Annotated in this window: 16 protein-coding genes and 3 tRNA genes; 16 read left to right on the top strand and 3 right to left on the bottom strand. The window is 67.5% G+C overall.

The window, feature by feature from the left end; genetic code table 11:
- Nucleotides 1-144 precede the first annotated feature (144 nt).
- The 3 genes from ACX93N_RS12360 to ACX93N_RS12350 all read right to left on the bottom strand — a co-directional run bounded on the left by ACX93N_RS12360 (nt 145) and on the right by ACX93N_RS12350 (nt 781).
- Nucleotides 145-220, bottom strand: a tRNA-Gly gene (locus tag ACX93N_RS12360).
- 115 nt (nt 221-335) lie between these two features.
- A tRNA-Glu gene (locus ACX93N_RS12355) sits at nt 336-411 on the bottom strand.
- A 52-nt stretch (nt 412-463) separates the two neighbouring features.
- Nucleotides 464-781 carry a PA2817 family protein gene (locus ACX93N_RS12350; protein ID WP_459428732.1) on the bottom strand — a complete coding sequence of 106 codons (318 nt, stop codon included), beginning with the start codon at nt 779-781 and terminating at the stop codon, nt 464-466.
- Between the two features lie 94 nt (nt 782-875).
- Between ACX93N_RS12350 and ACX93N_RS12345 the strand changes: the two genes are divergently transcribed.
- The 16 genes from ACX93N_RS12345 to ACX93N_RS12270 all read left to right on the top strand — a co-directional run bounded on the left by ACX93N_RS12345 (nt 876) and on the right by ACX93N_RS12270 (nt 13354).
- Nucleotides 876-1793, top strand: a complete 918-nt coding sequence (locus tag ACX93N_RS12345) for an ABC transporter ATP-binding protein (RefSeq protein WP_459428731.1) — start codon at nt 876-878, stop codon at nt 1791-1793.
- Nucleotides 1790-2563, top strand: coding sequence for an ABC transporter permease (locus ACX93N_RS12340; protein WP_459428730.1), 774 nt, complete (start codon nt 1790-1792; stop codon nt 2561-2563). Before ACX93N_RS12345 ends, ACX93N_RS12340 begins: the two co-directional genes overlap by 4 nt.
- A gap of 6 nt (nt 2564-2569) precedes the next feature.
- The gene (queF, locus tag ACX93N_RS12335; RefSeq protein WP_459428729.1) at nt 2570-3385 is read left to right on the top strand and encodes an NADPH-dependent 7-cyano-7-deazaguanine reductase QueF; all 816 of its coding nucleotides are present in this window, start codon (nt 2570-2572) and stop codon (nt 3383-3385) included.
- Between the two features lie 22 nt (nt 3386-3407).
- A tRNA-Ser gene (locus ACX93N_RS12330) sits at nt 3408-3495 on the top strand.
- 94 nt (nt 3496-3589) lie between these two features.
- Entirely contained in the window at nt 3590-4072 is a 483-nt protein-coding gene (locus ACX93N_RS12325; RefSeq protein WP_459428728.1) for a Na+/H+ antiporter subunit E, read from the top strand.
- Complete coding sequence (locus ACX93N_RS12320; protein ID WP_459428727.1) at nt 4069-4344, top strand: monovalent cation/H+ antiporter complex subunit F; 276 nt, start codon at nt 4069-4071, stop codon at nt 4342-4344. The genes ACX93N_RS12325 and ACX93N_RS12320 overlap by 4 nt, the downstream gene beginning before the upstream one ends.
- The gene (mnhG, locus tag ACX93N_RS12315; protein ID WP_459428726.1) at nt 4341-4631 is read left to right on the top strand and encodes a monovalent cation/H(+) antiporter subunit G; all 291 of its coding nucleotides are present in this window, start codon (nt 4341-4343) and stop codon (nt 4629-4631) included. The genes ACX93N_RS12320 and mnhG overlap by 4 nt, the downstream gene beginning before the upstream one ends.
- Nucleotides 4619-4888 (top strand): Na(+)/H(+) antiporter subunit B, encoded by a 270-nt coding sequence (locus ACX93N_RS12310; protein WP_459428725.1) that lies wholly within the window; start codon nt 4619-4621, stop codon nt 4886-4888. Before mnhG ends, ACX93N_RS12310 begins: the two co-directional genes overlap by 13 nt.
- On the top strand, nt 4885-5553 hold the full coding sequence (locus ACX93N_RS12305) for an MnhB domain-containing protein (RefSeq protein ID WP_459428724.1): 669 nt from the start codon (nt 4885-4887) through the stop codon (nt 5551-5553). Before ACX93N_RS12310 ends, ACX93N_RS12305 begins: the two co-directional genes overlap by 4 nt.
- Nucleotides 5550-5846 (top strand): NADH-quinone oxidoreductase subunit K, encoded by a 297-nt coding sequence (locus ACX93N_RS12300; protein WP_459428723.1) that lies wholly within the window; start codon nt 5550-5552, stop codon nt 5844-5846. Before ACX93N_RS12305 ends, ACX93N_RS12300 begins: the two co-directional genes overlap by 4 nt.
- A complete protein-coding gene (locus ACX93N_RS12295) occupies nt 5843-7261 on the top strand; it encodes a complex I subunit 5 family protein (RefSeq protein WP_459428722.1) in 1419 nt (472 codons plus the stop codon). The genes ACX93N_RS12300 and ACX93N_RS12295 overlap by 4 nt, the downstream gene beginning before the upstream one ends.
- Nucleotides 7258-8754 carry a complex I subunit 5 family protein gene (locus ACX93N_RS12290; RefSeq protein WP_459428721.1) on the top strand — a complete coding sequence of 499 codons (1497 nt, stop codon included), beginning with the start codon at nt 7258-7260 and terminating at the stop codon, nt 8752-8754. Before ACX93N_RS12295 ends, ACX93N_RS12290 begins: the two co-directional genes overlap by 4 nt.
- Nucleotides 8751-9713 carry a hypothetical protein gene (locus ACX93N_RS12285; RefSeq protein WP_459428720.1) on the top strand — a complete coding sequence of 321 codons (963 nt, stop codon included), beginning with the start codon at nt 8751-8753 and terminating at the stop codon, nt 9711-9713. The genes ACX93N_RS12290 and ACX93N_RS12285 overlap by 4 nt, the downstream gene beginning before the upstream one ends.
- A gap of 2 nt (nt 9714-9715) precedes the next feature.
- Complete coding sequence (locus ACX93N_RS12280) at nt 9716-10390, top strand: SOS response-associated peptidase (RefSeq protein WP_459428719.1); 675 nt, start codon at nt 9716-9718, stop codon at nt 10388-10390.
- Between the two features lie 133 nt (nt 10391-10523).
- The gene (locus ACX93N_RS12275; protein ID WP_459428718.1) at nt 10524-11006 is read left to right on the top strand and encodes a nuclear transport factor 2 family protein; all 483 of its coding nucleotides are present in this window, start codon (nt 10524-10526) and stop codon (nt 11004-11006) included.
- Between the two features lie 92 nt (nt 11007-11098).
- On the top strand, nt 11099-13354 hold the full coding sequence (locus tag ACX93N_RS12270) for a TonB-dependent receptor (protein ID WP_459428717.1): 2256 nt from the start codon (nt 11099-11101) through the stop codon (nt 13352-13354).
- Nucleotides 13355-13356 lie beyond the last annotated feature (2 nt).

Genomic DNA, 13356 nt, shown 5'->3' with positions numbered 1-13356 from the left:
GGGGGGGGTGGGGGCCCTTTCTCTCATTTCTCCCCCGGTCCATTCTTGGGGAGGAAGGTATCCCGCGCTCACCCCGGCCGCCATGCGGACTGCCAGAGTGGCAGGGGCAGCTACGGCCGAAGGACCTGTAGGGGTGTTGAGGATTGGAGCGGGAAACCGGGTTCGAACCGGCGACCTCAACCTTGGCAAGGTTGCGCTCTACCAACTGAGCTATTCCCGCGCTCCGTGTTTCGTACCGACCGCTGGTTGGTCGCCGGTACCGGCGAGGCTGGGCGCCCCCCCTGCAACCTTGGCAAGGTTGCGCTCTACCAACTGAGCTATTCCCGCAGGAAAAATGGCGTCCCCTAGGGGGTTCGAACCCCTGTTCCCGCCGTGAAAGGGCGGTGTCCTAGGCCACTAGACGAAGGGGACGCTGTGACCTCTCGTCGAGAGCGGCGCATTGTATGAAGGGTGCCTGTGAGCGTCAAGCACTATCTTCCTGTCGGCGCTCGAACTCGGCGATTTCCTCGTCGGGCATGTAGTGAAGGCATTCACCACCGAAGACCCAGAGCAACTCACGCGGGAAAGTCGGGGCGAATTCCGGGTAGACCGTGAACAGGCGGGAAACCAGTTCCCGGCCCCGGTCGTAGTAATCGGCACCCCCGGCTGCGACCTCGCCGAAGGCCAGGGCCAGCTCCCGCAGGCCATCCTGCGGCCCCAGTTCACGGGTGCGTTCCAGGAACTCCCGGGCGAAAGTCTCCAGGAGGCCCCGGCAGTATTCTGCGTATTCGACATCGTCCATGGTCACTCCGGTTCTAGGCCCCCGCGCTTTGCGGGTAGAATGGGGGGCTTTCCTGATCGTTTTGCTGTTCGCGTTCTCAACACAAGGGTAGTTCATGGTCCCGGCTCTGAAAATCGACGCACTCAAGAAGACCTACCCCGGCGGCTTCGAGGCCCTCAAGGGTATCAGCCTGCAGGTGGAGCAGGGGGATTTCTTCGCGCTCCTCGGCCCGAACGGTGCCGGAAAATCCACGACTATCGGCATCATCTGCTCCCTGGTGGCCAAGACCGGGGGCAGCATCGAGGTCTATGGCGTGGATATCGACATCGACTTTCCCGGCGCCAAGAAGTTCATCGGCATCGTGCCGCAGGAATTCAATTTCAACATGTTCGAAAAGGTCGGCGACATCGTCGTCAACCAGGGGGGGTATTACGGCTTGCCGCTGCCCCTGGCCCGGGAGCGCGCCGAGAAATACCTGCGCGCCCTGGGTCTTTGGGAGAAGCGTGACAGCGCCTCGCGCATGCTGTCCGGCGGCATGAAGCGCCGGCTGATGATCGCCCGGGCGCTGGTGCACGAACCGCGCCTGCTTATCCTCGATGAGCCGACTGCCGGCGTGGACATCGAAATGCGCCGTTCCATGTGGGATTTCCTGCAGGAGATCAACCGCAAAGGCACGACGATCATCCTCACCACCCACTACCTGGAAGAGGCCGAGGCGCTCTGCCGTAACATCGCCATCATCAACCACGGCGAGATCGTCGAGCACAGCTCGATCCGCGACCTGCTGCGGCGCCTGCACCGCGAGGTCTTCATTCTCGACAGCGCCGGAACGCTCCCCGACCCGCTGGAGCTTCCCGGCTTCGAAATTCGCCGTGTCGATGACCACAGCCTCGAGGTGGAGGTCGAGAAGGGGCAGCACGTGAACGAGGTCTTCGAGGGACTGAGCGCCATCGGCGTGCGGGTCACCAGCATGCGCAATCGCGCCAACCGCCTCGAGGAGATGTTCGTTAACCTGGTGGAGAGCGCTGCATGAGCCCGCGGGAACAGTACATCGCCCTCATGACCCTGCTGCGCAAGGAAATCCGCCGTTTCCTGCGGATCTGGCCGCAAACGCTGCTGCCGTCGGCCATCACGATGTCGCTCTATTTCGTGATCTTCGGTTCGCTGATCGGCTCTCGCATCGGCGACATGGGCGGCTTCCGCTACATGGAGTTCGTGGTTCCGGGTCTGATCATGATGGCCATCGTCACTAACAGCTATTCGAACGTGGTGTCCTCCTTCTTCGGCTCCAAGTTCAATCACAGTGTCGAGGAACTGCTGGTCTCGCCGACGCCGAATTACGTGATCCTCCTGGGGTTCCTCCTCGGGGGCATTGCCCGCGGGCTGCTGGTCGCGCTCATCGTCACGGCCGTGTCGCTGTTTTTCACGCGCCTGCCCATCTACAACATCGGCATCGTTGCGCTCGTCGTTCTGTTCACCGCGACGCTCTTCGCCCTGGCGGGTTTCATCAACGGCGTTTTCGCCAACAATTTCGACGATATCAGCATCATCCCCACCTTCGTCCTCACGCCGCTCACCTACCTCGGCGGCGTATTCTATTCCCTCGACCTGCTGCCGGAGTTCTGGGCCGGCGTGTCGAAGCTGAACCCCCTGGTCTACGTGGTCAATGCCTTCCGCTACGGTGTCCTCGGCGTGTCCGACGTGAACGTGGCCTTCGCCTTCGCGATGATCGCCGGCTTCACGGTGCTTCTCTTTTTCTACGCCATGCACCTCCTGTCCAGCGGCAAGCGGCTCAGGCAGTAGCACGCCATGGATCGTCAAAGTCCCCTTGGGCGCCAGGTCAGCGGCAGCACGCAGTACGACCCGTCGCTGCTTTTTCCTATTGAGCGCAGCGAGGGCAGGGCGCGCCTGGGGCTGGGGGCGGGTAGGCTGCCGTTCAGCGGTACCGATGTCTGGCACGCCTACGAACTCTCCTGGCTTGAGGCCGGCGGCCGGCCGCGGGTCGCGCTTGGACGCATCGAGGTGCCAGCGGATTCACCGCGGATGGTCGAGTCCAAGTCTCTCAAGCTCTACCTCAATGCCTTCAACGGCAGCATCTTCGCCGATGCCGGGGCGGTGCGCGAGACCATCGCGCGGGACCTGGGCGAGGCCACCGGCGGCGCGGTCACGGTAACCCTTGCCGGCCTCGACGACCCCGCCTTCCAGGGGATGGCCGCGCCGGGGCAGTGTATCGACGAGGCCCCCCTGGCCGGCCCGGTTGACGCCCCCGCGCTGGACTTGCTGCGGGTGGATGCCGAGGACCAGGTCGAGGAAACACTGCATTCCCACCTGCTGCGCTCCCTCTGCCCGGTCACGGCACAGCCGGACTGGGCGACGGTAGTCATTAGCTACCGGGGTCCGCGGCTGAACCGCGGCGCGCTGCTTGCCTATCTCGTCGCCTACCGTGAGCAGCAGGACTTCCATGAGCAATGTGTCGAGCGCATGTTCCTCGACCTTGCCGCGGCCCTGTCACCGGAGACCCTGGCGGTGCAGGCGCTGTACACGCGCCGCGGCGGTCTCGCTATCAGCCCCTGGCGCAGCAGCGTGCCGGGGAAGGCCCCGCAGTATCGACTCCATCGCCAGTAAGCTGCTATGATGCGCGCCCTCCGGTGGGGTGGCCGAGTGGTCGAAGGCGCACGCCTGGAAAGTGTGTAACGGGAAACCGTTCGAGGGTTCGAATCCCTCCCCCACCGCCATCCCAGCTACCTCACTACCTCGCAAGGTCTCTTTGACCTGCCTTCGTACCGCAGTCTATGCTGGCAGCCATCCTCTCGCTGTCGATGAGCTGACGTGCCCGCTGTCTCGAGTACTGTCGTCTTTCGTGCCGGCGCCTTCCGCGCCGTTCTCTACGCGCTGCTCTGGGGCGTACTTACCGCCTTCGAGCCGGGAAGCTGGTCCCTGGGCGTGCCGGCCGTGCTGCTGGCGACCTGGTTGAGCCTGCGCCTGCTGCCGCCCCTGGCTTTCCGCCTGCTCCCGGTCCTGTCTTTCCTGGGCTACTTTGCCTGGCATTCGTTGCTTGGCGCGGTCGACGTTGCCCGGCGGGCCCTGGCCCCGCGCCTGCGCCTGGCGCCCGCACTTGTCCCTTTTCACACCGAGCTGCCTGCCGGGCTGCCACGGGTCTTCCTTCTCAACAGTATTTCCCTGACGCCCGGGACGCTGAGCGCTGATATCCGCGATGATACGGTCTGGGTCCATGTGCTGGACGGGGCCGGGGGGCACGAGGCCGCCCTCGCCGGTCTCGAGGCACGGCTGGCACGGGTCTTTTCTCCGTGAACCTCGACGCGGTGCATACGGGGCTGGCCCTGTTTCTTCTTGCCAATCTCCTCGCCGGCCTCTGGCGGGTGCTCGCCGGGCCGACGCCCGCCGATCGCATGCTGAGCACACAGCTCTTCGGCACGACGGCCGTGGCACTCCTTTCCATGGAGGCCGATACGCGCGGCATGCCGGCCCTGAGGGATGTCGCGCTGGTCTTCGCGCTGCTCGCCGCGATTACCGCGGTCGCGTTCGTGCGCCGCGTCTGGCAGCCGCGGGAGGAGGGCGAATGAACTGGCTGGCACTGGCCTGCATGGTGCTCGGCGCGCTGTTTTTTCTCGCCGGCACCGTCGGTCTCCTGCGCTTTCCCGACGTGCATGCGCGGCTGCACGCGCTGACCAAGGCGGACAACGTGGGCCTCGGCTTCCTGCTCCTGGGACTGGCCCTCGAGGCGGGCTCGGCGGCGGTAGCGGCCAAGCTCTTCGTCACCTGGTGCCTGGTACTCCTCGCCAGTGCCTCCGTGTCCCACGTCATTGCCCGCGCGGCGCTGCGCCGGGGAGTCGAGCCATGGCAGCGATGAACCTGTTGCCGCCGGCGCCCGACCTCTTCCTGGCTGTCGCGCTCCTGTTCACGGCCTGGCGCGCCCTGTATACACAGGCGCTCTTCCCTGCGGTCGTCTTCTTCGTGGCCTTCGGCATGCTGCTGGCCCTTGCCTGGATGCGGCTGGAGGCTCCGGACGTCGCCCTCGCCGAGGCGGCGATCGGTGCGGGCCTGACCGGGGCGCTGCTCATGGCCGCGGTGGCGCGGCTGCGCGAGCGCGACGAGGACCAGCCATGAAGGGCCCGGCCAGCGCAGCGCTCGCACTCCTGCTGGCGGGGCTGGGTGCACTGCTGGCGTGGACCGTGACCCGGCCCGTGGCGCCGGGCCGGGACGTGCCGGCACTTATCGCCGGGTCCCTCGCTGACAGCGGCGTGAGCCATCCCGTGACGGCCGTACTGCTCAACTTCCGTGGCTACGACACGTTGCTGGAGCTCGTGGTTCTGCTCGTCGCTCTCGCCGGGGTGCGGTGCCTGGCGCCGCTGGCGCCACCCCGGGGCGGCGCGCCGGTCGGCGGTGTGCTGCGGGAGCTCGCCTCGCTGCTCCTGCCTGTGCTTGTCCTCGTTGCCCTCTACCTGCTGTGGGCGGGGGCCACGCGGCCCGGTGGAGCGTTCCAGGGTGGCGCGCTTCTCGCTGCCGCGGGGATTCTCGCCCTTCTTGCCGGGCGCGACCGTTTCCTCTGGCGTTTCGAGCACCGCCTCTGGCCCCTGGCCAGCTTGGGCGTGGGGGTGTTCCTCGCCGTTGCGGCCGCAACGCTTGGCGCCGGCGGGGTACTGCTCGGCTTGCCACCCGCCCACGCGGGGACGCTGATCCTGCTGATCGAGAGCGTCGCGCTTTTCTCCATCGCCGTGACACTGGTCGCCCTGTTCCTGGGTACCGGGGAGCTGGAGGACCGTGGGCCGTGACAGGGCAGGCGCTCTATGCGGTGCTGGGCTGCGGGCTGTTCTGCCTGGGCTTCCACGCCCTCGTGGTCGCGGCGCACCCTCTGCGCCGCCTGCTTGCGGTAAACGTCATGGGCAGCAGCGTGTTCCTCGTGCTCGTCGCAGGGGCAGCGCCGGGCGATCCGCTGCCCCAGGCCCTGGTCATTACCGGCATCGTCGTCGCTGTCGCCGCGACGGCCCTGGGACTCAACCTGTTGCTGCGCCTGGCCGTACCGGCTGTGGACGATGAGCCCGGAGGCGGGCAGGGGTCGTCATGAGCACGGCTGCACTGCTGCCGCTGCTGGTCCTTTGGCCCCTCGCCGGCGGCCTCGTCGCCCTGGTTACACCGCGGGGCGAGCGCGTCGTCCTGGGCGTCGGCACGGCGGGCAACCTGGTCCTTGCCCTGTTCCTGGCGGGGGCGCTGCCGGCAGCCGGTGCAGCCACCCATGATGTCGGTGGCTGGGGGGCACCGCTCGGCATCGCGCTGCGCGCCGACGGGCTCTCGGTGGTCCTTGTGCTGGTCACTGCGCTTGTCGCCCCCCTGATCGCGCTGCACGCCAGCGCGGCCTACGGCGGACCGGAACGGCGCTACTTTACCGGCCTGTTCCTCCTGTGCCTCGCTGCCCTGAACGGTGTCTTTTTGGCGGGGGACCTGTTCAACCTCTACGTAACGCTGGAGCTACTTGGGCTTTCCGCCGTCGCGCTGGCCGCACTGGGCGGCGGGCCGGCCGCGCTGGCGGCGTCGTTGCGTTATCTCCTGGCGACGCTCACCGGGTCCCTGGCCTACCTGCTCGGGGTGGCCCTGCTCTACCGTGCTGCCGGCACCCTGGATCTTGCGCAGCTGGCGGGGCAGGGCGCGGGCCTGCCCGGTGGCCGCCTGGCGTTCGCACTCATGATAACCGGCCTGCTGCTCAAGGCGGCGGTGTTTCCGCTGCATTTCTGGCTGCCGCCGGCGCACGCCAACGCGACACCGCCGGTGAGCGCGGCGCTGTCCGGGCTGGTGGTCAAGGCGCCCTTGTACCTGGTGCTGCGCCTGTGGCTCTCGATCTACGATGGCGCCTGGCCGCTGGCCGGCGAGCTGCTTACGGCCCTAGGGGCAGCGGGCGTGCTCTGGTGTTCCCTGCAGGCCGTACTCCAGTCCCGGGCCAAACTGCTCGTGGCCTATTCGACCGTTGCGCAGCTCGGCTATCTGCTCATCGCCCTGGCCCTGGTGCCAGTGGCCGGGCTCCAGGCCTACGGAGCCTTTGCCCTGCTGCTGGTCTCCCACGTGCTGGCAAAGGCCGGGCTGTTTCTCGCCGTCGGCAACCTGGCCCGCCGCGCGCGTCACGACCGCATCGACGGCTTTGAGCGCGTCGTGCAGCACATGCCGGTGTCGGCCGGCGCCATCGCGCTCGCGGGGGTGAGCCTCATGGGGCTCCCGCCGAGCGGTGGCTTCAACGGCAAGTGGCTCCTGCTGCAGGCCGCTATTGCCAGCGGCAAGTGGTGGCTGGTCACCGTGGTGCTCCTCGGCGGCCTGCTGGCGGCGGTCTATATCTTCAAGCTGATCGAGCATACCTTCGGCGGCAGTGACCGTCCCGATGCCAGGGCGCTCCCGCGGCGCATGGAATGGGCGGCAATGGCCCTCTCCGGCGGCGCCGTCGGCCTTGGCTTTCTCGGTCAGCCACTGCTCGCCCTTCTCGGGGGCGTGCCATGAACGAGCACGCGCTGGTACCCCTGGCGGTTCTCGCCAGCTCGCTCCTGCCGGGGGTGGTGATCTTCTTCCTGCCCGAGCGGGCGGTGCGCCTTCGCAGCGCGCTCAACCTCGTGGGCGCGACCGTCAAGCTCCTTCTGGTAGCGGTGATGCTCTGGGGCGTCTCCCGGGGCGTGAGCTATGCCGTTTCCTTTGCTCTGCTGCCCGGGATCGCGTTCTCGCTGCGCGCCGACTCGCTCGCACTGCTCTTCGTCACGCTCTCGGCCCAGCTCTGGTTCCTGACCACGATCTACGCCATCGGCTACCTCGAAGACTCGCCGAACCGGGCGCGCTTCTTCGGCTTCTTCAGCCTCTGCGTCACGGCGACGGTGGGCGTTGCCATGGCCGGCAACCTGCTGACTTTCCTGCTGTTCTACGAACTGCTGACCCTCTCCACCTATCCGCTGGTCGTGCACCGGGAGACGCCCGTGGCCCGCGCCGCGGGCAACCGCTATCTCGCCTACACCATCGGCGGCGGGGCGGCGCTGCTGCTCGGCACGGCGTGGCTGTACGCGGAGGTGGGCACGCTCACCTTCACGCCGCGCGGTTTCGTCGACGGTGCCACTGCGCCGGCACCGGTGCTCGGGGCGATCTTCTTCCTGCTCGTGGCGGGTGTCGGGGTGAAGGCGGCGCTCGTGCCGCTTCACGGCTGGCTGCCCCGGGCCATGGTGGCGCCGGCGCCGGTCAGCGCGCTCCTGCACGCGGTTGCCGTGGTCAAGGCCGGGGCCTTCGGTATCATCCGCATCGTCTACGACGTGTTCGGGGTGGAGTACGCAGCCGAACTCGGCGTGATCGATGCGCTAGCGGCGGTAGCGGCGTTTACCATTATCTACGGTTCTCTGCGCGCCCTCGCCCAGGACGACCTCAAACGCCGGCTGGCATTCTCGACCGTGTCCCAGGTGTCCTACATCGCCCTCGGGGTGGCGATCGTCGGGCCGCTGGCCAGCATAGGCGGCATCGTCCACCTGGTACACCAGGGTCTCATGAAGATCACGCTGTTTTTCTGCGCCGGCAACTACGCCGAGACCCTGGGCCTGCACAAGGTGAGCGAACTGGACGGGGTAGGCCGGCGCATGCCCCTGACGACCGCGGCGTTCACCGTCGCCGCGCTGGGCATGGTCGGGCTGCCACCCATGGCCGGGTTCATCAGCAAGTGGTACCTGGGTCTCGGCGCGCTGGAGGCCGGGGATAGCTGGGCCGTCGTCGTCCTCGCCGGCAGCAGCGCCCTGAACGCGGCCTACTTCCTGCCGATCCTGCACCGGGCCTGGTTCCGGGCTCCCGCCGGGTCCTGGCCCCCGCGCCCCGCGGGCGCCCGCGCCGAAACCGCACTGGCGCTGCTGGCGCCCCCGGTGGTCACCGCAGTGCTCGTGCTCCTTGCGGGGCTGCTCGCGGCCGTGCCCTACAGCCCGCAGGAGTGGGCGACGCTCGTGGTACGCCGGGAGTTCTACGCACCGTGAACCCGGTCATGCTTTTCGTCTTCGCACCCCTGCTGGCGCTGCCACTCCTGCCGATCGTGCCCGGCGTGGGTCGGCGCTGGCTTCCACCGCTCGCGGCGCTCCTGCCCGCGGCGGCACTGTTCCCCGGTGAGGCCCTGAAGCTGCCCTGGGTCATGCTCGGGGCCGGCCTGGTGCGTGGCACGCCACCAGTGGCCGTGATCGCGCTTCTCGCGCTGTTCTTCGCACGGGTCCTGTGGCCCGCCGGGCCCGCCCGCCCCGGGCCACGCGCCCGAGCCTGCCTGTTACTGGGACAGGGGGCCCTGGGCGCAGCGCTGCTGGCGTCGGACCTGCTCCTGCTCCTCGCCGGTGTCACGCTCGCTACCTATGCGCTGCTCGCGGCACGGCTCAGCGACGCCGGCGCCCCCCCCGGGCGCCTGTCCGCCGTGGTTGTCGTGCTGGTGCTCGGAGACCTCGCGGCCTTCGAAGTGGCCCTGCTCTTCGCCAAGGTGGTCGATCATGCCCTCGTGCCTTCCGTGGCCGATGCGGCCGGCGCGCTGGCGTCGTCGCCGATCGTCGCGGCCTTTGCCGCGACGGCCGCGGGTAGTCGGGGCGCACTGCTGCTCTTGGCCGGGCGCTGCAACGGTGTCGGCCTGTCGCTTGCCGCGCTCGCCCTGCTTGTCGTGCCGGCCCTGGGCTGGCGCCTGGGCGGCGGCAGCGCGGCCCTCGGGGCGGTGACCGCCGTTGCGGCGTTCAACCTGCTGGCTGCCGCGCTGGCGCTGCTCCTGGCCCGCGGGCTGCCGAGACCGATCCCGCTGCCCGGTCGGCGGGGAACCGACACCGCGGGGGGGCAAGCGGGAGTCGGGAGCGCCGGGCTGCCGGGTCGACTCGGTGCGCTGGAGCTCGTGCTCGGCAGCTGGGGGATGGCCCTGGCAGCCACCGTGGCGCTCGTCCTGCTGCTCCTGGCGGCAACGCTGCGCTGACGATGTGCGGCCGCTTCAACATCGCCCAGACCCCGGGGCTTTCAGCCCTGATTGACAGCCTGGGGCTTGCCGTGTCACTGCCCCCAGCCCGCTACAACGTCGCGCCTACGGAGCCGGTAACGCTGCTGCGCCGCGAGGGACCGGGCGAGGCACGCTGGTGGCTGACGCCCTCCTGGGCGCCGGCGCTGGACCAACGCTACGCGATGTTCAATGCGCGCTGCGAGAACCTCGCCACCAGCCGTGCGTTCCGCGGGCCCTTCCGCCGGCAGCGCGGCATCGTTCCCATGAGCAGCTTTCTCGAGTGGCGCAGGGAGGGCAAGGGCAAGGTGCCCTGGCTGATCACCAATGGCGATGAGGCTCTTGCCGTCGCCGCGCTCTGGGATGTCTGGAACGGTGGCGGCGCGCCGCTCCTTTCCTGCACCCTGGTGACCACGGCCGCCGCCCCGGCCTTTCGTCGCTGGCACCAGCGCATGCCCGTGCTGCTGGCCGGCGAGGAAGCGCTGCGCTGGCTCGATAACGAGAGCCCGGTGGCTGTCGACGACCCCCTGTTTGCCCCTGTGCTCAAGTTCCCGCTGCAACTCGCACCGGTCGCCCGGGCGGTGGGCGATACCCGCCGGAAAGACCCTTCGCTCATGGCGCCCGCAGGTCCGTGGGCCACGCTCGACAGCGACCGCTGAACGGGATTTTTTCGCCGCGAGGCGCTTGACCCCGCGGGCGGGTCGGATACACTTGCTAGACACAAACAAGCAACTCGTCTTACCAAGCCTGAGATAAGCCCGACGGGACCATAACAGGGCAGGGGAGCAAGACATGAGCGCAGATGCCGCCACCATCGAGGCATTGCTGGCCCGCATTGACCAGCTGGAGAGCCGCCGGGCTATCGTGGACCTGGCCTCCGAATACTGTCACGGCTTCGACAAGCGGGACTTCGACCGTTTCCTCGCCATCTGGTGGGAGGACTGCACCTGGAACATAGGCCCGCCCTTCGGTGCCTTCGAGGGGCACGCCGGGATCCGGGAGGCCGTCAGGGACGTGCTCTGGCCGGCGTGGGACGAGAGCCATCACCTCACGACCAACAACGTGATCCACTTCGAGTCCCCGGATCGCGCCCGCGCCGTCTGTGACGTCGACTGCGTCGGCCGGCTGGCAGGGGAGAGCGTCTGCCAGATCGTCGGCGCGACCTACGAAGACCTGGTCGAACGACGCGACGGCACCTGGCGCATCAGGCAGCGGGACGTGACGATCCATTATTTCAACCCGGTGAATGGCACCCCGCTGGTGGCGCCGGGTTGACGCACGGGCGCCTGCGGGCGCTCCGCCACGGAACGACAGCAATAAATACAGAGCAATAACAGCAACGATGTACCGCCGAGGAGGCAAGCCCCATGAAGAACGGTAAGAAGCAACTGGTTATCGCGCTGGCCGCGGCTGGTGTCGCCATCACGTCCGTACCGGTCGTGCAGGCCCAGCAGGGTGTGCTCGAGGAAATCACCGTTACCGCGCGGAAACGCGAGGAGAGCATGCAGGATGTCGGTATCTCGGTGAGCGCCCTCAGCGAGACGGAAATCCAGCGGCAGTTCGCCCGGGATATCCAGGACCTCGCGAATATCGCGCCGAACCTGATCATCGATGACACCGGCCAGGGCCCGGGCGGCACCGCTGCCATCTTCATCCGCGGTGTCGGCATGGCTGACCTCGAGAAGAACTTCGACCCCGCCGTTGGCGTCAGCATCGATGGCGTGTTCATCGGCTCCACGGCCGGCTCGCTGATGCGCAGCATCGACCTCGCCCGCGTCGAGGTACTGCGCGGTCCGCAGGGCACGCTGTTCGGGCGCAACACGGTCGGCGGCCTCATCAATATCGAGCGCACCAAGCCCACGGGTGAGCTCGGCGGCCGCTTCCGCGCGGGCGCAGAGAACTACGAGACCTACTACCTGGACGGCATCTTCAACTTTGCCCTCACCGACGATCTCGCAGTGAAGCTGACCGCATCGCTCCGTGACCAGGGAGAGGGTTACTACGACAACGTCACCTTCAACCGCGACCAGGGCCGACAGGAATACACCAACCTCGGTGCCAATTTCTTGTGGACGCCCACCGATACGCTGGAGCTCGAGTACACCTATAACCGGGAAGAGCTCGACCAGGATACGCCTGCGCTGGTCAATGCCACCCGCCCCGACCAGCTCTTCTGCACGGCCTACGGCTACTGTTCCCCGAGCCTCGATACGACGATCACCGGTGATCGTCTGGGTGTTGCCGGCGGTGGCGGGGTGCCGCCGGAGCCGCCGTCTTTCGAGACGAACATTACGTCGGTGGACCAGATCCGGCCCCAGTTCATGGACGCGTTCTTCGATACGGAAACCCACATCCTGGAGGCACGCTGGGACATCAACGACGCGCTCCGCCTCGACTACGTGTACGGTCGCTGGGAATCGGATGAGGACTCGCTGCAGGACTGGGACGGCGTTCCCGAGCTGCTCTACCACACGGAGCGCCCGGGCGAGTGGGAGCAGGACAGCCACGAGGTGCGCCTGACCTGGGATAACGGCGGTGCCTTCACCGCGGTTGGCGGCCTGTTCTACTGGGACTCGGAGTACGAGAGCCGCATGCGCAGCTACATCGGCTTCGCAGTGCCCGGCCTGGTGCTCGACATCCCGCAGACCACGAACCAGACCACCGAGTCCATCGCCGCGTTCTTCGAGGCTGACTGGCGCTTCAGCGACAAGTGGACTCTGACCTTCGGCGGGCGCTACACGGAGGACGAGAAGACTTCCGCGCAGTTCGGCGAGGTGAATACGCTGTCCCAGGGCCGCACGGAGCACCCGAGCGACAAGTGGGACGAGTTCACGCCGCGCCTGGGCCTCAAGTACCACTACAGCGAGGACGTGATGTTTTTCGCCACCTACTCGGTGGGTTTCCGCGCCGGGGGCTTCAACGGCCGGGTCGCGAGCCTCGAGGAGGCGATCCAGCCCTACGACCCGGAGACCGTGGACAATTACGAACTCGGCGTGAAGTCGCAGTTCTTCGACAACCGGGTGCGCCTGAACGCCACGATCTTCAGCATGGACTACCAGGACAAGCAGGAAGAGTTGCAGTTGCCCTCGGACCAGACCGATACCGGCCAGAAGACGGTGGTTATCAATCCGTCCTCGGCGACAATCCAGGGCATCGAGTTCGACATGCAGGCCTACGTGACGGATAAGCTCAGCCTGCGCGCCAACCTCGGTTACCTGGACTCCGAGTATGACGACTTCGTCTACACGGATCCGGAAGGCAGTGTCGTCGATCTCAGCAATCTCGAGTTCCGGCGCGCACCGGAGTGGACCGGCACCATCGATGCCACCTATGAGTGGGAAGTCGGCGGTGGCAACGCCTGGCTGCGGGGGTCCTACCGCTACATCGGTGATCACTTCACCACGGCGACCAACAACCCGGAGACGGAAAACGACGCCCAGGGCCTGGTGGACGCGTCCATCAACTACGCGGTCGGCGACCTGCAGTTCAGCCTCTTCGGCCGCAACCTGACGGACGAGGACACCTACACCCACGGTTACGAGGTCGCCGGCCTCTGGTCCTACGCCGCCACGCGGCGCCCGCGGACCTACGGGGTGGAAGTGGTCTACAACTTCAACAACTGACG

The organism is Pseudohaliea sp., from assembly GCF_054552115.1.
This window is presented reverse-complemented; position numbering and strand designations above follow the sequence as displayed.

What these genes read in the sequence shown, in the direction of transcription:
- ACX93N_RS12350 (WP_459428732.1), bottom strand. Translation starts at nt 781, where the DNA reads ATGGACGATGTCGAATACGCAGAATACTGCCGGGGCCTCCTGGAGACT.
- ACX93N_RS12345 (WP_459428731.1), top strand. Translation starts at nt 876, where the DNA reads ATGGTCCCGGCTCTGAAAATCGACGCACTCAAGAAGACCTACCCCGGC.
- ACX93N_RS12340 (WP_459428730.1), top strand. Translation starts at nt 1,790, where the DNA reads ATGAGCCCGCGGGAACAGTACATCGCCCTCATGACCCTGCTGCGCAAG.
- queF (WP_459428729.1), top strand. Translation starts at nt 2,570, where the DNA reads ATGGATCGTCAAAGTCCCCTTGGGCGCCAGGTCAGCGGCAGCACGCAG.
- mnhG (WP_459428726.1), top strand. Translation starts at nt 4,341, where the DNA reads ATGAACTGGCTGGCACTGGCCTGCATGGTGCTCGGCGCGCTGTTTTTT.
- ACX93N_RS12310 (WP_459428725.1), top strand. Translation starts at nt 4,619, where the DNA reads ATGGCAGCGATGAACCTGTTGCCGCCGGCGCCCGACCTCTTCCTGGCT.
- ACX93N_RS12305 (WP_459428724.1), top strand. Translation starts at nt 4,885, where the DNA reads ATGAAGGGCCCGGCCAGCGCAGCGCTCGCACTCCTGCTGGCGGGGCTG.
- ACX93N_RS12295 (WP_459428722.1), top strand. Translation starts at nt 5,843, where the DNA reads ATGAGCACGGCTGCACTGCTGCCGCTGCTGGTCCTTTGGCCCCTCGCC.
- ACX93N_RS12290 (WP_459428721.1), top strand. Translation starts at nt 7,258, where the DNA reads ATGAACGAGCACGCGCTGGTACCCCTGGCGGTTCTCGCCAGCTCGCTC.
- ACX93N_RS12280 (WP_459428719.1), top strand. Translation starts at nt 9,716, where the DNA reads ATGTGCGGCCGCTTCAACATCGCCCAGACCCCGGGGCTTTCAGCCCTG.
- ACX93N_RS12275 (WP_459428718.1), top strand. Translation starts at nt 10,524, where the DNA reads ATGAGCGCAGATGCCGCCACCATCGAGGCATTGCTGGCCCGCATTGAC.
- ACX93N_RS12270 (WP_459428717.1), top strand. Translation starts at nt 11,099, where the DNA reads ATGAAGAACGGTAAGAAGCAACTGGTTATCGCGCTGGCCGCGGCTGGT.